18 protein-coding genes are annotated in these 19651 nt (G+C 70.1%); 8 read left to right on the forward strand and 10 right to left on the reverse strand.

The annotated features are described in order from the left end of the window. The 4 genes from VF139_10660 to VF139_10675 all read right to left on the reverse strand — a co-directional run. Nucleotides 1-488, reverse strand: a 488-nt coding sequence (locus VF139_10660) for an alcohol dehydrogenase catalytic domain-containing protein (GenBank protein HEX6851851.1), incomplete at its 3' end; no start/stop codon positions are given. After that, complete coding sequence (gene lsrF / locus VF139_10665) at nucleotides 488-1279, reverse strand: 3-hydroxy-5-phosphonooxypentane-2,4-dione thiolase (protein HEX6851852.1); 792 nt, start codon at nucleotides 1277-1279, stop codon at nucleotides 488-490. The genes lsrF and VF139_10660, both read right to left, overlap by 1 nt. 119 nt (nucleotides 1280-1398) lie before the next feature. Further along, nucleotides 1399-2298 (reverse strand): universal stress protein, encoded by a 900-nt coding sequence (locus VF139_10670; protein ID HEX6851853.1) that lies wholly within the window; start codon nucleotides 2296-2298, stop codon nucleotides 1399-1401. After that, nucleotides 2295-3302, reverse strand: a complete 1008-nt coding sequence (locus VF139_10675; GenBank protein HEX6851854.1) for a hypothetical protein — start codon at nucleotides 3300-3302, stop codon at nucleotides 2295-2297. The genes VF139_10670 and VF139_10675 overlap by 4 nt, the downstream gene beginning before the upstream one ends. A gap of 217 nt (nucleotides 3303-3519) precedes the next feature. On the opposite strand from VF139_10675, the gene nifJ reads away from it, so the two are divergent. Together nifJ and VF139_10685 are read left to right on the forward strand one after the other, a co-directional pair. After that, nucleotides 3520-7095, forward strand: coding sequence for a pyruvate:ferredoxin (flavodoxin) oxidoreductase (nifJ, locus tag VF139_10680; GenBank protein HEX6851855.1), 3576 nt, complete (start codon nucleotides 3520-3522; stop codon nucleotides 7093-7095). Between the two features lie 6 nt (nucleotides 7096-7101). Continuing rightward, the gene (locus VF139_10685; GenBank protein HEX6851856.1) at nucleotides 7102-8094 is read left to right on the forward strand and encodes a dihydroorotate dehydrogenase-like protein; all 993 of its coding nucleotides are present in this window, start codon (nucleotides 7102-7104) and stop codon (nucleotides 8092-8094) included. A gap of 62 nt (nucleotides 8095-8156) precedes the next feature. On the opposite strand, the gene VF139_10690 is transcribed toward VF139_10685, so the two are convergent. After that, a complete protein-coding gene (locus tag VF139_10690; protein ID HEX6851857.1) occupies nucleotides 8157-8837 on the reverse strand; it encodes a response regulator transcription factor in 681 nt (226 codons plus the stop codon). A 5-nt stretch (nucleotides 8838-8842) separates the two neighbouring features. Beyond that, entirely contained in the window at nucleotides 8843-10477 is a 1635-nt protein-coding gene (locus tag VF139_10695; GenBank protein ID HEX6851858.1) for a HAMP domain-containing sensor histidine kinase, read from the reverse strand. A 139-nt stretch (nucleotides 10478-10616) separates the two neighbouring features. Here VF139_10695 and VF139_10700 point away from each other — a divergent pair, with 139 nt between their 5' ends. The 3 genes from VF139_10700 to VF139_10710 all read left to right on the forward strand — a co-directional run bounded on the left by VF139_10700 (nucleotide 10617) and on the right by VF139_10710 (nucleotide 11740). Next, nucleotides 10617-10790, forward strand: coding sequence for a hypothetical protein (locus tag VF139_10700; GenBank protein ID HEX6851859.1), 174 nt, complete (start codon nucleotides 10617-10619; stop codon nucleotides 10788-10790). Nucleotides 10791-10851: 61 nt separating this feature from the next. Next, nucleotides 10852-11244, forward strand: a complete 393-nt coding sequence (locus tag VF139_10705; GenBank protein ID HEX6851860.1) for a response regulator — start codon at nucleotides 10852-10854, stop codon at nucleotides 11242-11244. 136 nt (nucleotides 11245-11380) lie between these two features. Beyond that, nucleotides 11381-11740, forward strand: coding sequence for a response regulator (locus tag VF139_10710; protein ID HEX6851861.1), 360 nt, complete (start codon nucleotides 11381-11383; stop codon nucleotides 11738-11740). Here VF139_10710 and VF139_10715 read toward each other — a convergent pair. The 4 genes from VF139_10715 to VF139_10730 all read right to left on the reverse strand — a co-directional run bounded on the left by VF139_10715 (nucleotide 11737) and on the right by VF139_10730 (nucleotide 17097). Continuing rightward, the gene (locus tag VF139_10715) at nucleotides 11737-13140 is read right to left on the reverse strand and encodes a sigma-54 dependent transcriptional regulator (GenBank protein HEX6851862.1); all 1404 of its coding nucleotides are present in this window, start codon (nucleotides 13138-13140) and stop codon (nucleotides 11737-11739) included. The two genes, VF139_10710 and VF139_10715, sit on opposite strands and share 4 nt — an antisense overlap. Next, nucleotides 13140-15335 carry a GAF domain-containing protein gene (locus VF139_10720; protein ID HEX6851863.1) on the reverse strand — a complete coding sequence of 732 codons (2196 nt, stop codon included), beginning with the start codon at nucleotides 15333-15335 and terminating at the stop codon, nucleotides 13140-13142. Before VF139_10720 ends, VF139_10715 begins: the two co-directional genes overlap by 1 nt. A 45-nt stretch (nucleotides 15336-15380) precedes the next feature. Continuing rightward, nucleotides 15381-15833 carry a universal stress protein gene (locus VF139_10725; GenBank protein ID HEX6851864.1) on the reverse strand — a complete coding sequence of 151 codons (453 nt, stop codon included), beginning with the start codon at nucleotides 15831-15833 and terminating at the stop codon, nucleotides 15381-15383. 205 nt (nucleotides 15834-16038) lie between these two features. Further along, nucleotides 16039-17097, reverse strand: a complete 1059-nt coding sequence (locus VF139_10730; GenBank protein HEX6851865.1) for a thioredoxin domain-containing protein — start codon at nucleotides 17095-17097, stop codon at nucleotides 16039-16041. Between the two features lie 83 nt (nucleotides 17098-17180). On the opposite strand from VF139_10730, the gene trmFO reads away from it, so the two are divergent. The 3 genes from trmFO to VF139_10745 all read left to right on the forward strand — a co-directional run. Beyond that, nucleotides 17181-18494, forward strand: a complete 1314-nt coding sequence (gene trmFO, locus VF139_10735; protein ID HEX6851866.1) for a methylenetetrahydrofolate--tRNA-(uracil(54)-C(5))-methyltransferase (FADH(2)-oxidizing) TrmFO — start codon at nucleotides 17181-17183, stop codon at nucleotides 18492-18494. After that, on the forward strand, nucleotides 18491-19441 hold the full coding sequence (xerC, locus tag VF139_10740) for a tyrosine recombinase XerC (GenBank protein ID HEX6851867.1): 951 nt from the start codon (nucleotides 18491-18493) through the stop codon (nucleotides 19439-19441). Before trmFO ends, xerC begins: the two co-directional genes overlap by 4 nt. Continuing rightward, nucleotides 19438-19651: inositol monophosphatase family protein (locus VF139_10745; protein ID HEX6851868.1), on the forward strand; the 214-nt coding region annotated here is incomplete at its 3' end. The genes xerC and VF139_10745, both read left to right, overlap by 4 nt.

Consider the following 19651-nt stretch of genomic DNA (forward strand, 5'->3'; position numbering starts at 1 on the left):
TTCATTCCGCGCTGGAAACGCGCGACGCGGAAGGCCCGGACGCAGCACGCCAGGGGCTCGACGAAGGTGGCCTCTTCGAAGGAGACGGAGTCCGGGATCTTGAACGTGCCGCGCTCGACGTTGGCGGCCGGGAGCCTCACGAATTCGCAGAACCCGCCCGGATCGAACTTCGTCGTGCGCAGCGTGTCGCAGTACGGGTGATGGCCTGCGCGGCAGTACTTGCACGCGTTGCACGGGACGTGGTGCGTCGTGACGATGCGGTCGCCGACCTTGAAGATCTCGACGCCTTCTCCGACCTCCTCGACGACTCCCGCCACTTCGTGGCCGAGCACCAGCGGCGCCTTCGGGAGCCGGTACCACTCCGCGACGTCCGAGCCGCAGATGCCGCTCGCTTCGATCTTCATCAGGAGCTCGCCGGGGCCGATCTTCGGTTTCGGGCGCTCCTCGAGCCGGATGTCGCGGTTGTTGTAGTAGACGGCGGCGCGCATCAGCGGACGGGCTGCGTCTTCTGGCCTTCGTAGAGGTCGAACGCTTCCTTCACCGTCGCACCGCCGTGCACGATCGCCTTCACGGCGCGGATCATCCCGACGGGCGAGTCCGACTGGAAGATGTTGCGCCCCATGTCCACCCCCGCGGCGCCCGCCTGGATGGCGTTGAACGCGAGCTTCAGCGCGTCGAGCTCGGCGATCTTCTTCCCGCCGGCGATCACGACCGGCACCGGCGTCGAGCGGACGATCTCCTCGAAGCCGTCGCAGTAGTAGGTCTTCACGAAGTGCGCGCCGATCTCGGCGCAGATCCGGCACGCCAGGCCGAGGTAGCGGACGTCTCGGACCATGTCCTTCCCGACCGCGGTCACGGCGAGGACCGGGACGCCGTAACGCTCCCCTTCGTCCACGAGCCTGCCGAGGTTGAGGAGGGTCTCGCGCTCCCCTTCCGAGCCGACGAAGACCGAAAGGGTCACGGCGGCGGCGTTGAGGCGCAGGGCGTCCTCGAAGGTGGCCGTGAGCCCTTCGTTCGAAAGCTCGGTGAGGATGCTCGTCCCCCCCGACACGCGCAGCACGATCGGGACGTCGGCCCTCGCCGGGACGCACTGCCGCAGCACCCCGCGGGTGAGCATCAGCGAGTCGGCGTGCGGGAGGAGCGGGACGATCGTCCTCGCCGGCTCCTCGAGGCCGGAGGTCGGGCCGAGGAAATACCCGTGGTCGACGGCGAGCATGACGGTGCGGCCGTCCTCGGGCTTCAGGATGCGCGACAGGCGGTTTTCGAGTCCCCAGTCCACGGCGTGACTCCTTCCGGATTCGGTTCAGGGTCGGAGCCCGGATGGTACCGCCAACTCCGCGGTTCGACAGCGGCCGCCGTTCGCGGCGTGACGGGGGTCAAGCAAGGAATCGGAGCGACCTACCCCCTCACCGTCCACACCGGGGCCTCCGCGCCCCGGATCACGTGGTGGGTGGTCGAGCCGAACAACATCACGTCGAGCGGGTTGCGACCGTGGACTCCGAGGACGATCAGGTCCGCACGCAGATCCTTGGCGACCTCCAGGAGCTTCTGCCAGGACTTCCCCTCGACGACGACGGTCGACGGCCTGCACCAGTCCTTGGCCCCTTCCGGAACGACCTTCTTCAGCTGCTCCTGCAGGTCGACCTCCAGGACCTCGCGGTAACGCTTCACGTCGAACCCCTGCGCCTCGAGCTGGAACGGCGGGAGCCCTTCCATCGCGTGCAGGAGCGTCAGCTGCGCGCACCCGTCCTGCGCGATCGACAAGGCGACCTCCACCGCCCGGAGCGACGACGGCGAGAAGTCCACGCCGCACAGGATCCGCTCGAACGGGGGGCGCCCCTCGGCGACCTTCGGAAGCGTCTTCTGCGAGACGGTCATCACCGGCACCGTGGACTTGCGCAGGACCTTCTCGGTGACCGAGCCCAGGACCCAGCGCTCGAAGCCGCTGCGGCCGTGCGTCCCCATCACGATGAGATCGCACGCCGTCTCGGCGGCCACCTTGAGGATCTGCTCGACGGGGCTCCCCTCGGCGTACTCCGTGTCGGAGCGGATCCCCGCCCGCGTCAGCGGGACGAGCAGCTTGCCGAGCTCCTCCTGGATCGCGTTCCGGGAGGCCTGCGGCATCGGCACCGGGCCGACCGCGACGGGCATCGCCTCCACCCCGGCGAGCGCCGGCTGCACGTGAAGGGCGACGACCTCGGCGTCGTACCACTTCGCCAGGGCCGCGGCGTGGTCGAGCGCCCGCTGGGAGAAGTCCGAGAAGTCGTGCGGACAGAGGATTCTCTGGATGCGGGTCATAGGAGCACCTCCTCCAGCGGACGACGGGGCGTGGGTGCGCGCTCCGACTCCGCGAACCCGAGACGGAAAGGTTGAAGCGGGATCGCGCCCGGCCCGGGGAGCAACGCGGCGAGGGCGTCGCGCGTCGCCTGGACCTGGACGATCGGGCTGACGGGCTGCAGGGACAACCCGTGCATCGTGGCGACGAGGTAGAGCCGCTCGAAGACGCGGCCGGCGCGCACCAGGGTCGCGCGGTCCCGGCGGCGCGCCCACAACACGCCGAACACCGGCGAGCTCGCGAGGATCCGCGCGTCGCGGCGCGCCGCGGCGCGACCGACGTCGAGATAGGTGATCGCCATCTGCTCGAGCTTGGCGAGCAGCCACGGCGTGCCGAACGCCCCCTGGCCGATCCAGTACCCGAGCTCCTCCCGGAAGGCGCGGTCGGCGAACTGCTCCGCCTCCGCGCGGGCGAGCAGCTCCTGCGCGGCGATGCGAACGTCGGCATCGGAGGTCAGGAGGAGCTGGATCTCGGGGTCCTCGCAGGCGCGGCGCAGCCGCTCGAGGGTCTGCTGCGGGACCGGGGTCGCGTCGTAGGGGCGGTGGTTGGTGCGACGAAGGCGGATGGCGTCGAACAGCTCGAGCCCGCGAAGCTGCGAGGCGCGCCCTCCGGGGTGGAGGGTCACCGTCACCGCGGCACCGTCGTGCTCCTCCGGCTCCGGGTATCGGACCAGGTGGCCGAAGCCGAAGTACTCCCCCGCGACGATCAGGTTCTCGAGGGCGCACCCGAGGCTCAGGTGCAGCTCCCGGCGCTCCGGGTCGCAGACCTTCAGCCATCGGTGCTCGTCGCCGTAGATCCGGATCGTGCCGTCGCGGACGTGGAAGAGCCACGGCTGGGAATTGTGGCTGGACGGGGCGAGCACGGCCCAGCGCAGCAGGAACTTCGCCTTGCGCTCCAGAGGCGCACTCGGAGACCAATCCGCCGGGCTGACGGACCAAGGGGTGATCCGCGCGTCCCAACCCTCCACGGGAATTCCTCCCCGGGGCCGGTGCCTGAACTCAAGATACCGCCGGGAAGCGGGATCGGCTCGCGATCTTCGACGCGCAATCCGCTCGCCACCCCCCGGGCACGGGCGAAACCGTTGCGCCGGAACGGGGGTGGGCGTCGGGATCGGCGCCGCGATTCGTGGCCCGCGCATTGCAGAACCCACATGGACGCCCCTTTTTCCGCCGAGGGAGGCCCCTGTGTCTCAGTCCCGCTGGATCACGATCGACGGCAACGAAGCCGCCGCCTCGGTCGCCTACCGCGCGAGCGAGGTCATCGCCGTCTACCCCATCACCCCCTCCTCCACGATGGGTGAGCTCTCCGACGAGTGGTCCGCCAAGGGGATGCCCAACCTCTGGGGGACCGTCCCGAAGGTGGCCGAAATGCAGTCGGAGGGGGGCGCGGCCGGCGCGATCCACGGCGCGCTCCAGGCGGGGGCGCTCGCGACGACCTTCACGGCCTCGCAGGGCCTGCTCCTGATGATCCCGAACCTGTACAAGATCGCCGGGGAGCTGACCCCCTTCGTGCTGCACGTCGCGGCGCGGGCGGTGGCGACCCACGCGCTCTCGATCTTCGGCGACCACTCCGACGTGATGGCCTGCCGGCAGACCGGCCTCGCGATGCTCGCGGGGGGATCGGTGCAGGAGGCCCACGACATGGCGGCGATCGCCCACGCGGCGACGCTGCGCTCGCGGGTGCCGTTCCTGCACTTCTTCGACGGCTTCCGGACCTCGCACGAGGTCGCGAAGATCGTCGAGCTCGACGACGCGACGCTGCGCGCGATCCTCGACGAGGACCGCGTACGCGACCACCGCGCGCGGGCGCTGACCCCCGACCGGCCGGTCGTGCGCGGCACGGCGCAGAACCCCGACGTCTTCTTCCAGGCGCGCGAGGCGGCGAACCCGTTCTACCTCGCCTGCCCCGCGATCGTGCGGGAGACGATGGAGCAGTTCGCGGAGCGGACGGGGCGGAAGTACCGGCTGTTCGACTACGTCGGCCACCCCTCGGCCGAGCGCGTGATCGTGATGATGGGAAGCGGCGCCGAGGCGGCGCACGAGGCGGTCGAGCGGCTCGCCGCGTCCGGCGAGCGCGTCGGGCTCGTGAAGGTGCGCCTCTACCGGCCGTTCTCGATCGAGGACTTCGTCGAGGCGCTGCCGGTCACGGTGAAGGGGATCGCGGTCCTCGACCGCTGCAAGGAGCCGGGCTCGGTCGGCGAGCCGCTCTACCTCGACGTGGTGGCGGCGCTGCGCGAGGCGATCGACGGGCGGACGGCCGCGTTCCTGGAGACCCCGAAAGTCGTCGGCGGGCGGTACGGACTCGCCTCGAAGGAATTCGATCCCGCGATGGCGAAGGCGGCGCTGGACAACCTCGACACGGCGACGCCGCGCAACCACTTCACCCTCGGGATCGTGGACGACGTCACGCACGGCTCGCTCCCCGTCGACGCGTCGTTCCGCGTGGAGCGCGAGGGGAGGGTCGAGGCGGTCTTCTACGGCCTGGGCGCCGACGGCACGGTCGGGGCGAACAAGAACTCGATCAAGATCATCGGCGAGGAGACCGAGCACTTCGCGCAGGGGTACTTCGTCTACGACTCGAAGAAGTCGGGGGCGACGACGGTTTCGCACCTGCGGTTCGGTCCCGGCCCGATCCGCTCGACCTATCTCGTGAAGAAGGCGAGCTTCGTCGCCTGCCACCAGTTCGGGTTCCTCGAGAAGCTCGACGTCCTGGAGACGGCGGCGCCCGGGGCGACCTTCCTGCTCAACAGCCCCTACGGTCCCGACACGGTGTGGGCGCACCTCCCCCTCGAGGTCCAGCAGGAGATCGTCGGCCGCCGCCTGAAGTTCTGGGTCGTCGACGCCGCGCAGGTCGCGAAGGACGCCGGGATGCCGGGGCGCATCAACGTCGTGATGCAGGCCTGCTTCTTCGCGCTCTCCGGCGTGCTCCCGCGCGAGGAGGCGATCCGCGAGATCAAGGCGTCGATCCAGAAGGCCTACGGCAAACGCGGCGCGGAGGTCGTGCAGCGCAACTTCACCGCCGTCGACCGGTCCCTCGAGCACCTGCGCGAGGTCCCGGTGCCCGCGGTCGTGAGCGCGAAGTTCGGGCGTCCGCCCGCCGTCTCCGAGGAGGCCCCCGACTTCGTGAAGCGGGTGACCGCCGTGATGCTCCAGGGGAAAGGCGACCTCCTCCCCGTCAGCGCCTTCCCCCCCGACGGCACCTGGCCGATCGGCACCGCGCGGTGGGAGAAGCGGGCGATCGCCGCCGAGATCCCGGTGTGGGACCCGGCGGTGTGCATCCAGTGCAACAAGTGCGTGCTGATGTGCCCGCACGCCGCGATCCGCGCGAAGGTCTACCCCGGCGACGCCGCGACCGACGCGCCGGCGACTTTCAAGGGGACGGCGTTCAAGGGGAACGAGTATCCCGACCACCGCTACACGATCCAGGTCGCGGGGGAGGACTGCACCGGCTGCCAGCTGTGCTTCACCGTCTGCCCGGCGAAGGACAAGTCGAACCCGCGCCACAAGGCGCTGGAGATGACCCCGTACGCGCCGGAGCTGCGCGAGGCCGAGCGCGCGAACTACGACTTCTTCCTCGACCTCCCCGATCCCGACCGCGAGACCGTGCGCACCGACGTGAAGGGGTCGCAGTTCCTGCTCCCGCTGTTCGAGTACTCCGGGGCGTGCGCCGGATGCGGCGAGACGCCGTACGTGAAGCTGCTCTCGCAGCTGTTCGGCGACCGGCTGCTGATCGCCAACGCGACGGGGTGCTCGTCGATCTACGGCGGAAACCTGCCGACGACGCCGTACACGGTCGGCCCCGACGGGCGCGGCCCGGCCTGGTCCAACTCGCTGTTCGAGGACAACGCGGAGTTCGGGTTCGGCATGCGCCTGGGGGTGGACAGCCACCTCCGGCAGGCACGCGCGCTCGTCCGGCGCCTCGCGCCGCAGCTCGCCGGCACGCTCGTCGAGGGGCTGCTCGCCGAGACCCCGCGCAACGAGACGACGATCCGCGAGCAGCGCGCGCGGGTCGAAGCGCTCAAGGCGGCGCTCGGGAAGGTCGAAGGCGGCGAGGCGGCGCACCTGCTCTCCCTCGCCGACTACCTCGTTCCCAAGAGCGTCTGGCTCGTGGGCGGCGACGGCTGGGCGTACGACATCGGCTTCGGCGGGCTCGACCACGTGCTCGCGCAGCAGCTCGACGTGAACGTGCTCGTCCTCGACACCGAGGTCTACTCGAACACCGGCGGCCAGGCGTCGAAGGCGACGCCGCTTGGCGCCTCGGCGAAGTTCGCGGTCCTCGGGAAGGAGACGGCGGCCAAGGACCTCGGGATGCTCGCGATGAGCTACGGGAACGTCTACGTCGCGCGCGTGGCCATCGGGGCCCGCGACGTGCAGACGGTCAAGGCGTTCCAGGAGGCGGAGAGCTGGCACGGGCCGTCGCTGATCCTCGCGTATTCGTCGTGCATCGCGCACGGGTACGACATGGCGGCGTCGCCGCAGCAGCAGAAGCTCGCGGTCGACTCCGGATTCTGGCCGCTTTACCGCTACGACCCGCGGCGGGTCGCCGGGGGAGAGCCTCCGCTGCAGCTCGACTCCCCCGCTCCGAAGATCCCGCTCAAGGAGTTCATGCGCAACGAGACGCGGTTCCGCGTCGTCGAGAAGACCGACCCCGAGCGGTTCAAGCGCGCCCTCGTCGACGCGCAGCGGTCGGTGTCGCAACGCTTCGCGGTCTACCAGCAGCTGGCCGGGGTGACGATCCCCAACGTGCCGTCGGAGGAGTAGGGAGCCATGGACCTTTCCACCCGTTATCTCGGCTTCGACCTCCCCCACCCGTTCATGCCCGGGGCCTCGCCCCTGGTGGACGACCTCGACACGGTGAAGCGGCTCGAGGACGCCGGGGCCGCGGCGATCGTGCTGCACTCGCTGTTCGAGGAGCAGATCACCCGCGAGCAGGTCTCGACGTTCCTCGGGACCGAGGCCCACGCGGAGTCGTTTCCCGAGGCGCTCAGCTACATGCCCGACCCGGAGTCGTTCCGGTTCGGCCCGGAGGCCTACCTCGAGCTCGTCCGCCGCGTGAAGGACGCGGTGCGCGTGCCGGTGATCGCCTCGCTCAACGGAACGACGATCGGCGGGTGGCTGCGCCACGCCGAGCTCCTGCAGCAGGCGGGGGCGGACGCCCTCGAGCTCAACGTGTACCAGCTCGCGACCGACCCTCACGAGTCGGCGACGCACGTGGAGGAGACCAGCTTCGACATGGTGCGGGCGGTGAAGGCGAAGCTCGGGATCCCGATCGCGATCAAGCTCTCCCCGTTCTACACCTCGCTCGCGCACTTCGCGGCGGGGCTCGAGACGGCGGGGGCCGACGGGCTCGTGTTGTTCAACCGTTTCTACCAGCCCGACATCGACGTCGAGAACCTGACCACGACGCCGGCGCTGCGCCTGTCCGACCGGTCGGAGCTGCTGCTGCGCCTGCGATGGCTGGCGATCCTCTCGTCCCAGCGCCGGTGCGACTTCGCCGTCTCGGGGGGCGTGCAGAACGCGGTGGACGCGATCAAGTCGGTCATGGCCGGCGCGCGCGCGGTGCAGGTCGTCTCCGCGCTGCTGCGCAACGGTCCCGAGTACATCCACCTGCTGCGCAACGACATGGCCTCTTGGCTCGAGCAGCACGAATACGACTCGCTCAAGCAGGCGCAGGGCTCGATGAACCTCGCGGGCTGCCCGGACCCCAAGGCCTACGAGCGCGCGAACTACATGCTGGTGCTGCAGAGTTGGAGGGAGTAGGAAAGAACGGGAACAGTCCCTATTGATCGGAATCGTTTAATAGGGGCTGTCCCCGTTTTTCGCTACCCCGTGAACTTGTACCCCATCCGGTGCAGGGTCACGATCCACTTCGGGTCGTCGGGGCTGTCCTCGACCTTCTTGCGCAGCTTCGCCACGTGCATGTCCACGGTGCGCGTGAGCGGGGTGCTCTCGTACCCCCAGACCGCGTCGAGCAGCTGGTCGCGCGTGACGCATTCGCCGCGGTGCTCGATGAAGTACTGCAGCAACCGGAACTCGCGCGCCGACAGCTCGACGGGCTCGGGGCCCTTGTGGACCTCGGCCTTCTTGAAGTCGACGACGACGTCCCCGAAGCGGTAACCCTCGAGGGTCGCGGTTTTACCCGAAGCGCGACGGAGCACCGCCTCCACGCGGGCCGCCAGCTCCATGAACCCGAAGGGCTTCGTGACGTAGTCGTCGGCGCCGAGCTTGAGGCCGAGGACCTTGTCGATCTCCTGACCGCGCGCGGTGAGCATGACGATCGGCACGGGATTCCCGGCCGCGCGCAGCTGCTTGCAGACGTCGAGGCCGCTCATCTTCGGGAGCATCACGTCGAGGATCACGACGTCGGGGGCGCCCTCGGTCGCGAGCTTCAGCCCCTCCGCGCCGTCCTTTCCGTGCACCACGGTGTGCCCCTCGAACGCGAAGCCGTCCTTGAGGGCCGCGGCCATCGCCTCGTCGTCCTCGACGATCAGCACCTTCGCCATGTCGCCTACTCCTTTCTCGTCCGCTCGGGCTCGAGGGGAAGCCGGATCGTGAACGTGCTTCCGCCGCCGGGCTCGCTGTCCACGTGCACGCTGCCGCCGTGGGCCTCGACGACGTGCCGGGTGATCGAAAGGCCGAGGCCGCTCCCCTTCACGTCGTGCACGAGGCCGGTGCCGACGCGGTGGAAACGGTCGAAGACGTGCCGCTGCTCTTCGCGCGGGATGCCGATCCCGTGGTCCTGGACCTCGATCCACGCGTCGTCGAACCGGCGGCGAAGGCGGACCTCGATCGTGCGCGCGTCGCCGGAGTACTTCACGGCGTTGTCGAGAAGATTGTGCACCGCCTGGCCGATCGCGTCGCCGTCGAGCTGCATCTCGGGGAGCTCCCGCTCGGGACCCTCGTAGCGGACCTCGAACCCCTCGCCGCGCAGGCGGACGCGGAACGTCTCGACGACCGCCTCGACGAGCTCCTCGAGCCGGCCCGGCGAGAAGCGGTAGGTCTTCCTTCCCGATTCGATGCGCGAGAAATCGAGGATGTTGTCGATGAGCCGCGACAGCCGGCGGCTCTCCGTCTCGATGTACGTGCCGTATTCGCGGATCTTCGCCTCGTCGGTCACGCGGCCGCTCTTGAGAAGCTCCGCGAAGACGCGGATCGAGGCGACGGGCGTCCGCAGCTCGTGGGAGACGTTCGAGACGAAGTCGGACTTCATCTCGGACAGGCGCACGGCCCGCCCGGCCGCCCCCAGCGCGAGGAACAGCCCCGCGGTCATCGCCCCGGCGAGGATCAGGCTCAGCGCGACGTTGATCAGGAAGCCCGTCCGCGCCATCTGCGCGGAGGTCGCGCGGCGGGCGTGCACGCCGACGGTCCAGTCCTGGAAGACCATCGAGAACTTCGACGTCGCGACGTCCTTCGCGTCGTCGTCGGCCCCGTGACGGAACAGGATCGCGCCGCGATCGTCGCGCACGGTGACCACGAGATCCTTCGGCCCGATGCCGGGGAAATACTCGGGGGCGTACTTTCGCGCGGCCTTGGGGAGGAACACCTTCACGAACCAGGTCGGGTCGACGACGAGTCCCGCGACGCCGACCACGCGCAGCCGCTCGTCGAGGATCGGTCGGAAGATCAGCCGCACCTCGGGGTTGCGCTCGTCGACCGTCATCCCCGCGTTCGTGACGGGAGTCCCGTTGGCGCTCACCATCATCCACGGCGTCACCGCGAGGATCATCGCGAGCGATTCGTCCGAGGCGGGCGGAGTCTCGAGCGCCCCCGACTCCGGCGCGAAGACGAGGAAGTTCCCCGTGCGCACGCGCGTGAAGTCGGCGAGGAACATCCGCCGGGCCCCTTCGACCCGGCGCTCGCTCCAGAAGGTCGCGACCTGCTCGAGCCCCTGGTCGGTGAACATCCGGGACGGCAGGTCGAGCGCGCGTTCCGCGGCGTCCTTCCAGTAACGCTCCGACGACTCGGCGACCGCGTCGAGGTAGTTGCCGAGGGCGGCCTCGTGGGCGAGCGCGGACATCCGCTCGAGGCGCGAGAGCCAGAAGAACTGCACGACCAGCAGGGCGACGAGGGGGACGAACACCGCCGCGAGGGCGATCCCGAGCTTCCGGCGGGAGGTGCCCGTTCCCTTCGCGGTCTCTTCCACGCGGCAAGGATATCGTCGGGGGCTCGGGCGACGCGATGCGCTTTACGCCTCCATTACAACCGAGACGAGTTTTTACCCCCGAGCCGGCGACGTTTACGGCCCTTCCGCGTAATCCTCCTCACGAAAGGGAGGACGCCCGATGCGCCGCCGCTTCATGATCAAGTTGGTTCTCGCGCTCGTCAGTTTCGTGCCGGACGTCGTCTCGTTCGTCGTCGACCACGTTCCGCAGGACGGGGCCGAGGCTTCACCCGTGCGCGCTTCCGACGGGTGCGGCGGCACGCCGGCCTCGGAGGTCGAGCCGGCGCACCGGTGAGGACTCGACCGCTGCCTCCCGCACGGCACACGTTTTGCTGGGATTCCGGGCGGAGGTCGATGTGTCGAAGGTGCTCCTGGTCGACGGGGACCGGGTGTGGTCGTCGTTCTGCGAAGCGGAGCTTCGCCGCGACGGTCACGAGGTCCTGATCGCCCGGGACGGATCCGAGGCGCTCGAGGAGTTCGCGTCGCGCACCCCCGACGTCGTCGTGACCGAGATCCGACTCGCCGGAATCGACGGGCTCGACCTCATGGCCCGGATCCTCGATCGCTCTCCGCGGACCCCCGTGATCCTGCACACCACTCACGCGGCCTACCGGGACAACTTCATGAGCTGGTTGGCCGACGCCTATCTCCTCAAGTCGCTCGACTCGGCTCCACTCCGTACGAAGGTGCGCGAGCTCCTCATTGCTAGAGGAATTGGGATCTCCAACCCCTCGCCGGCCAGCCACTGACCCCTCAGACCCGGGTCGACTTGACCCATGTAATGTTTTCGCAGTGCGTCACGGCAGTTTCGCCACTTTACTTTTGACATCGCAACTATAGACTCAAGCCACCCCGCATCCTCTCGGCTGGACTTGGGAGGTAGCCATGGCGAACGTGCTGGTGATCGACGCCCACCCGGAGTGGAGAAGTCGGATCGCCGCGGTCCTCGAGGAGGACGGACACACCGCCCGGATGGCTCGCGACGGGGTTCAGGGGTTGCAGGAGGCGGCCACGAGCCTCCCCGATCTCGTCGTCATGGACGTGCGCCTCCCCGCGATGGACGGCCTGGACGTGATGTCGCGCCTGCTCGACCGCTACCGGAAGCTGCCGATCGTGCTCCACACCGATTGCGTCGCGACCCGGGACAATTTCATGAGCTGGTGCGCCGACGCCTTCATCGCCAAGGAGCCCCAGCTGCTGGAGCTGCGCCGGACCGTGCACGACCTCGTCGGCCAGCCGGGTTAGTCCTCGACGGCCTCGCCCCCGCGGACCACGACCGAGACCCCCTCGGCGCGGTATTGCTTGATCTTGTACTGGATCGTCCGCGGGCTGATGCCCAGGATCGCCGCCGCGCGGCTCGTCGAGCCCCCCACCGCCTCGAGCGTCCGCAGGATGGCGTCGCGCTCGATCGCCTCGAGGGTCGCGCCGGGGACGCTGGGACCGGAATCGGAGCGGACCGGCGCGGCGGGGGACGGAAGGCTGGGGAAGAGGCTGACGCCCAGCGTCTCCTCGCGCGCCAGGATCACCGCGCGCTCGATCGCGTGCTCGAGCTCGCGGACGTTCCCCTGCCACTGGTGCCCGCAGATCGCGGCGAGCGCCTCCTCGTCCACCCCGGCGACGCGCTTGCCGTTGGCCGTCGCGAACTTGCGGGTGAAGTAGTCGACCAGCAGCGGGATGTCGAGGGTGCGCTCGCGCAGCGGCGGCATCCGCACCTCGATCACGTTGAGGCGGTAGTAGAGGTCCTCGCGGAACTTCCCCTCGCGGATGAGCACCGGCAGCTCGCGGTGCGTCGCCGCGAGAACGCGCACGTCCACCGTGAGGGTGCGGTTCCCGCCGAGCCGCTCGAACTGGCGCTCCTGGAGGAAACGCAGGAGCTTCACCTGCATCCCGAGGGGGACGTCGCCGATCTCGTCGAGGAAGACGGTGCCGCCGGCGGCGATCTCGAAACGTCCCGCGCGGCGGGACAGCGCGCCGGTGAACGCTCCCCGCTCGTGGCCGAACAGCTCGGATTCCAGGAGGGTCTCGGGGAGCGCGGCGCAAGAGACCTTGATGAACGGCGCGTCGCGACGCGGGGAGCGCTGGTGGATCGCCTGCGCGATCAGCTCCTTGCCGGTCCCCGACTCGCCGGTGATCAGGATCGACGCCTGCGACGGCGCGACCTGCTCGACGAGGCGGAAGATCTCGAGCATCTGGGGCGAGCGGCCGACGATGTTCTCGAAGCGGTACTTGTCGTCGAGGCGCTCGCGCAGGATGCGCGTCTCCGCGACGAGTTTGCGCTTCTGGAGGATCCTCTCGATCAGGTGCTCGAGCTCCTCGACGTCGATGGGCTTGGTGAGGTAGTCCTCGGCTCCCTCCCGCAGCGCCTCGACGGCCGACCGGATCGTCCCGAAGGCGGTCATGATCACGACCCCCACGTCCGGATAGGCCTTGCGCATCCGCTGGAGGAGCTCGTTCCCGTCCATCGCGGGCATGCGCAGGTCGGTGAGGAGGATGTCGGGCGACTCCTCGGCCGCGACGCGAAGCGCCTCCTGCCCGTCGGGGGCGGTGAACACCTCGTACCTGTCCTCGGAGAGGATCTTCGCCAGGCTCTCGCGGGCGGTCGCTTCATCGTCCGCGATCAGGATCTTGCCGCGTCGGGTCTCCATCAGGGCACCTTCAGCGCCACGGTGAAGGTCGTTCCCTTCCCGGGCACGCTCTCGTAGGTCAGGCTCCCGCCGTGGGCCTCCACGATCCGCTTCGCGATCGGTAGGCCCAGGCCGGTGCCGTCCGCCTTGGTCGTCACGAACAGGTCGAACACGTCCACGCCCGGAGGAATCCCGACGCCGCTGTCCGAGACGCGCATCGCCACCACGCCGTCGTCGAGCGCGCTCGCGACGCGCAGCCGGCCCCCGTGGGGCATCGCCTCGATGGCGTTCCGGACGAGGTTGATCAGCACCTGCTTCAGCTTCTCCCGGTCGATCGGGACCTCGACGGCCGTCCCCGCATAGGTTTCGCGCACGTCGACGCCCCGCTCCCGCGCATAGGGTGCCATGAGCATCATCGTGTCGCGCAGCGCGTCCTCGGGATTCCCTTGCCGGAGCGCCAGGCGATCGACCGAGCTGAGCGAGAGCGATTCCTGCACGAGCCCGTCGAGCCGGACGATCTCGTTTCGCGCGGTGGCCACGAGGCCGCTCATGTCCCGGCGCTCGTTCTCGCCGAGCTTGGCCAGCCGCCGCTCGAGGAGGACGAGCTGGAGGTTGATCGAGTTGAGCGGGTTCCGGACCTCGTGGGCGAGCTGCGCGGCGAGGGTGCCGATCGCGGCGAGGCGCTCGTTGCGCATCATCCCCTCCTGGGCCCGCTGGAGCGCCTCGAGGCTCAGCTGCGCCTCGCGGAAGAGGGAGGCGTTGTCGATCGCGAGCGCCGCCTGGCGGCCGAGGGCGTCGGCGAGGTCGACCTGGTCGAGGCTCCACGCCCCGGGTTCCCGTCGCGACGCGAGCAACACGCCCACCGCCTGGCCGTGCGCGCGCAGCGGCACGACGAGCGCCCCGCCCACCTCCTCCGCCGCCGCCCTCGCCGCGTCCACGCGCGGGTCGAAGGCGGTGTCGGGGATCGCGAACACGAGGCCGGCGCGCAGCACCTCGTCCGGCGCCTTCAGCCCGAGCGCGTCGGGGCCGCGGAAATCCCCCACGCCGAATCCGGAGAAGGGCGGGCCGGCGAGGTGCGCGAACCGGTACCGCTCGTCCTCGCCCCCGAGGAAGATCGCGCAGCGATGGGCGCCGAGCAGGTCGCGCGCGTAGGTGCCGACCGCGCCGAGGATCTCCCCCGCGTCGAGGCTGCCGCCGATCGCGCGGGCGAGGGTCGCCAGCGCCTGCGCCTCGGCGTTGCGCCTGCGCTCGAGGCGGGTCGTCCGCGACTTGTCCACGGCGAGGCAGATCTGCTTCCCGGCGGCCTCGAGGAACTGCAGCTCGCGTCGCGTGAAGACCGAGGCGGGCCGGTTCGCCAGGTTCAGGACTCCGAGCACGCCGCGCTCGAACTTCAGCGGGATGCACGCGTGCGTCATCGTCGCGTCGCCGGGGACCATCCACGGGAGGCGCGGGCATTCGAGGGTGTTGCGCGCGAGGGCGAGCCGGCCGCTGTCGAAGACGTCCTGACAGAGGCAGGTCCCGATCCCCTCGCTCTTGCAGCGCCTCTCGTATTCGCGGTCGAGGCCGTGCGCGGCGGCGAGCTCGAGCCGGCCGCCGCGCTCCTCCCCCCAGAAGATCCACCCCGCGCGAAGCCCCAGGCGGTCGAGGAGCAGCTCGAGCCCCGCCTGCAGGATCGGCTCGTCGCCGTCGACGGACCCGAGGCGCACGGCGAGCTCGCGCAGGATGTCGAGCTCGAGGTTGCGCTGCGCGAGCAGCTCGCGCTGATCGCGGCTCTCGAGGATCGCCTTCGACGCGCGCAGCGCCCCCGCGATCACGCGGACCGCCGCGCGCGCGAAGGCGCGGGCGGCGTCGTCCCACGGGTACGGCCGGTCGAGCAGGAGCACGCCGATCGGCTCGACGTCGCCGGGGAGCAGGAGCGCGATCCGGCCGATGCTCCCCTCGGGGGCGGACCACTCGACGACGGGCTCCCCCGACTCGATCGCCTCCCTCGCGGCGGAATCGAGGATGCGGCACCGTTCGGGATGCCAGAGCGCGGCGCGAACGATCGAGTTCCCCTCGCGCAGCGACAGCAGCCCCGACTCGGCGCCGAGGGCGGCGCCGGTCACGGCGATTCCCTGCTCGCAGATCTCCGTCCGCCCCGCGGGGGCGGCGGTGAGTCGGACGAGCTCCCCCAGGCGGTTCAGACCGGCCTCGGGGTCGAATCGGCGTGCCTGCATCACCGGAGCGTAGAAACGCCCGGCGGGTCCGTCAAGGGAACGGGCTCAGGCGGCGGTCGAAGCCTTGACGATCTCGACGTTGCAGGGCGCGTGGCTGACCAGGGCGTGGCTGACGCTTCCGAGCAGGAACCGCTCGAGGGGGGTCTTGCCGTGGGAGCCCGCGACGACGAGGTCGGGTTTCCACTCCCGGATCGCCGCGAGCAGGGCGCTCTTGGCATCGCCGTCCCGGAGCTCGTAACTCGACTTCAGCTCCGCCCTGCCGGCAAACCGCTCCAGGGCCCGCTGGATCTGGCGGTAGGCCTCTTCGCGGAGCTCGGCCCCCAGGCGCTCGCCGAAGGTCGCGAGCCCTTCGATCCCTCCGACCGAGGGGGCGTAGGCCGGCCGCTCCACCGCGGTGACGATCCGCACCTCCGTCCCCGCGGGCCAGGGCCGCTGCAGCACTTCCTCGAGCGCGGCTTCCGCGCATCGCGATCCGTCATACGCCAGCAGGATCTTCATGGCGCCCCCAAGGGTCTCGGACGGATTCGCAGCCCCCGTGCCAGCGCGAACCGCGGCAAGCTCCCGTTTGGGGTGGGTCGTCCGGGGGTTTGGGGTGCCGGGAACGCAGATTCTGCGGACGGGCGCCGGAGGGGGGTCCGGGCGGATATAAAAATGCGCGGCCCGGCAGGCTCGCCGCCGGGGCCGCGCATGGGGACGGGCGGGGTTACTTTGCGGTCGCCCGCTGGAGCTCGTCGTCGATGACGTCCTTGAAGTCTTCGAAGGGCCGGGCGCCCACGATCATCCGGCCGTTCACGAAGAACGCCGGGGTGCCGGTCACGCCGACCGCCGCGCCGGCCTGGAAATCGGCCTGGATCGCGGCCTCGTACTTCTTGGAGGCGGTGCAGGCGTCGAAGGCGGCCATGTCCAGGGACAGATCGGTCGCGCGCTTGCCGAGGTCGGCGTCGCTGAGATCGCCGTTCACCTCCATCAGGTTCGCGTGGTACTCCCAGAACTTGTTCTGCTCGGCGGCGCAACGCGCGGCGACCGAGGCCGGAACGGCCCGGGGGTGGAAGTTCAGGGGGTAGTCGCGGAAGACGAACCGGACCTTGTCCCCGTACTCCTTCAGGACGCGCTCGACCGTCGGGTGGGCGCGGCGGCAGAACGGGCACTGGTAGTCCGAGTACTCCACGATCGTCACCGGCGCCGTCGCCGGTCCCTTCGCGAACGCGGTCGCCGGGATCTGCATCGACTGCGGGATGCGAATCGGCTCGAGCATCGTCTTGACGGGGGTCTTGGCGACGAGCTCGTTGAGGAACTCGCCGCGGCGCTGCGCGGCCTTCTGGTTGCGGAGGGTGCGCTCGATGTCCCCCGCCGCGTCTTCGCGGGTACGGCCACCCATGCGCGACTTGTTCTGCTCGTAGAACCGGTCCATCTCCTCCTTGGTGGGAGCGACCGTCTTGTCCTCGATCTCGGCCTTGAGCAGGTCGGGAAGGTTGACCGATCGGGCGGCCGCCTCCATCTCGAGGAGCTTCTGCTGGACGAGACCGTCGAGCACCTGCTCCTTGATCTCGTACTCCTGCTGCCGGACCTTCATCAACTGGCTGGACGCGGCCTGATTGAGCTCGTCCTCGGTGATCGTCGCGCTCCCGATGGTGGCGACGACCTTCGAGGCCGGCGCGGCCGGGGCGGCCGCGGCGTCCTGCTTCTTTTCCTTCTTGGCGTACGCCGGAACCGCGATCACGCCCGCGAGCGCGACGGCGGCCAGCACGTGGCGAACCTTCATCTTCGATCTCCGTGCCCGGTGACCCCGGGGTGTATCGACCCGCGAATCCGCGGAACTATACCGTCTTCGCTACACTGCCGCCCGTGCCTCCTTCGGTAACCGTCGTCGGCGGCGGCCTCGCGGGAAGCGAGGCGGCCTGGCAGCTCGCCCGAAGGGGGATCTCCGTCCGCCTCTACGAAATGCGCCCGGTCCGGCCCACGCCGGCCCATCGGACGGACCGCCTGGCCGAGCTCGTCTGCTCCAACTCCCTCAAATCGCTCGAGCTGTCGACCCCCCACGGCCTCCTCAAGGAGGAGATGGCGCGCCTGGGGTCCCTGATCCTCGAATGCGCGCGGGCGACCCGGGTCCCGGCGGGAGCGGCGCTCGCGGTCGACCGGGAGGCCTTCTCCGAGGCGGTGACCCGGGCGATCGCGCAAGAGCCCGGGATCGAGGTCGTGCGCGAGGAGGTGGAGGAGATCCCCGGCTCGGGGATCGTGATCCTCGCGGTCGGACCCCTCGTCTCCGAGAAGCTCGCCGCGTCGATCGCGCGCTTCACCGGGCAGGACTACCTGTATTTCTTCGACGCGATCGCACCGGTGGTGGAGTCCGACTCCGTCGACCGCTCGATCGTCTTCTCCGCGTCGCGTTGGGGGAAGGGCGAGGGCTCGGACTACCTCAACTGCCCGATGACCCGGGAGGAGTACGCGCGGTTCATCGCCGAGCTGCTCGCCGGCGAGAAGGCTCCGCTCCACGAGTTCGATGCGACGCCGTTCTTCGAGGGGTGCCTTCCGATCGAGGAGATGGCGCGCCGCGGGCTCGACACGCTGCGTTTCGGCCCGATGAAGCCGGTCGGCCTGCGGGACCCGCGCACGGGGGAGCGCCCGTGGGCGGTCGTGCAGCTGCGCCAGGACAACCTCGCGGCGGAGCACTGGTCGATGGTCGGCTTCCAGACGCAGCTGCGCTGGCCCGAGCAGCAGCGGATCTTCCGGACGATCCCGGGGCTCGCGGCGGCGGAGTTCGTGCGTCTCGGCCAGATCCACCGCAATTGCTACATCAACGCGCCGAAGGTCCTGGAGCCGACGCTTCAGGCGCGTTCGCGCCCCGGCCTTTTCTTCGCGGGACAGATCTCCGGGGTCGAGGGGTACACCGAGTCGGCGGCGACCGGACTTCTCGCCGGAATGAACGCCGCGCGCCTCGCGCGGGGCGAGCGGCCGGTCGCCCTTCCGGAGGCGACGATGCTCGGCGGGCTCGCCGCCTACATCGCGCGCGCGGAGGAAAAGGGGTACCAGCCGCAGAACGCCGCGTTCGGCCTCCTCCCCGACCCGCCGAACCCGCCGCGCAAGAAGAAGGAACGGCGCGAGGCGCGGTCGGCCCACGCGTTGAAGGCGCTCGACGCCTGGCTTGCGGAAGCGCGATGAAGGGGATCGCGTCGTCGCCCTACTTCGAGGCGGTGGATCGGTTCCTCGCCTACCTGCGCGATCAGCGGCAGGTTTCGCCCGAGACGCTGCGCGCCTACGAGAGCGATCTCGCGCAGTTCGGGACCTTCCTCGCCGAGGAGCACCTCGGCGGAGCGCCCCCCGGCCCCGAGGGGCTCGACGCGATCGCGGTGCGCGGGTTCGTCGCCCACCTGCACCGCGCGGGGCTCAAGAAGACCTCGATCGCGCGCAAGCTCTCGGCGGTGCGCTCGTTCCTCGACCACGCCGTGCGCGAGGGGCGGACCGAGGTGAACCCGGGGAAGGACGTCCCGACCCCGCGCCAGCCCAAACCGCTGCCCCAGACCCTGACCGTCGACGAGATGTTCAACCTGCTCGAGCACATCCCGGCGTCCGACGAGGCGGGGATCCGCGACCGCGCGATCCTCGAGTTCCTCTATGCGACCGGAATCCGCGTCGGCGAGCTCGCGCGCCTCGACCTCGAAGACGTCGATTTCGCGGGCGGGGTGGTCCGCGTGTTCGGCAAGGGGCGGAAGGAGCGCATCGTTCCCTTCGGCTCGAAGGCGCGTGCGGCGATCCAGCGGTGGCTGGAGTGCTCGTCGGCCTGGCGGCACGCGGGCTCGCCCTGCCCCGAGGCGCTTTTCCTCAACTTCCGCGACGGCGGGAGGCTCACCGATCGCAGCGTGCGGCGGATCCTCGATCGGCGCCTACAGGAGGCGGCGATTCTCGCGAAGATCTCGCCGCACGTGCTGCGGCACACCTTCGCCACGCACATGCTCGGGGCGGGGGCCGACCTCCGCGCGATCCAGGAGCTGCTCGGGCACGCCTCGCTCTCCACCACGCAGCGCTACACGCACGTCGACGTCGACGCGCTGATGCGCGTCTACGACGCCGCGCACCCCCGCGCGCGCAAGATCCCGGAGTCCTCATGAACCCGTTCGAAGGCGCCGCGATCGAGGCGGCGCACGCGGGAGGCGCGGTCCTGCGCCGCCGGTTCCGCGAGCGGGCGGCGCTCCACGTCGAGACCAAGGGGCTGCACGACTACGTCACCGAGGTCGACCGCGAGGCCGAGGCCGCGGTGATCGGAGTGATCCGGCGGTACTACCCGGACCACGGCGTCCTCGCGGAGGAGGGCTCGGGGT

The sequence above is a fragment of the Candidatus Polarisedimenticolaceae bacterium genome, assembly GCA_036376135.1.
Taxonomy (GTDB): Bacteria; Acidobacteriota; Polarisedimenticolia; order Polarisedimenticolales; family DASRJG01; genus DASVAW01.

Coding starts and splice junctions, on each gene's coding strand:
- xerC (HEX6851867.1), top strand. CDS start 18,491: ATGAAGGGGATCGCGTCGTCGCCCTACTTCGAGGCGGTGGATCGGTTC.
- VF139_10720 (HEX6851863.1), bottom strand. CDS start 15,335: ATGCAGGCACGCCGATTCGACCCCGAGGCCGGTCTGAACCGCCTGGGG.
- VF139_10725 (HEX6851864.1), bottom strand. CDS start 15,833: ATGAAGATCCTGCTGGCGTATGACGGATCGCGATGCGCGGAAGCCGCG.
- VF139_10730 (HEX6851865.1), bottom strand. CDS start 17,097: ATGAAGGTTCGCCACGTGCTGGCCGCCGTCGCGCTCGCGGGCGTGATC.
- VF139_10710 (HEX6851861.1), top strand. CDS start 11,381: ATGGCGAACGTGCTGGTGATCGACGCCCACCCGGAGTGGAGAAGTCGG.
- VF139_10670 (HEX6851853.1), bottom strand. CDS start 2,298: ATGACCCGCATCCAGAGAATCCTCTGTCCGCACGACTTCTCGGACTTC.
- VF139_10715 (HEX6851862.1), bottom strand. CDS start 13,140: ATGGAGACCCGACGCGGCAAGATCCTGATCGCGGACGATGAAGCGACC.
- VF139_10685 (HEX6851856.1), top strand. CDS start 7,102: ATGGACCTTTCCACCCGTTATCTCGGCTTCGACCTCCCCCACCCGTTC.
- VF139_10690 (HEX6851857.1), bottom strand. CDS start 8,837: ATGGCGAAGGTGCTGATCGTCGAGGACGACGAGGCGATGGCCGCGGCC.
- VF139_10700 (HEX6851859.1), top strand. CDS start 10,617: ATGCGCCGCCGCTTCATGATCAAGTTGGTTCTCGCGCTCGTCAGTTTC.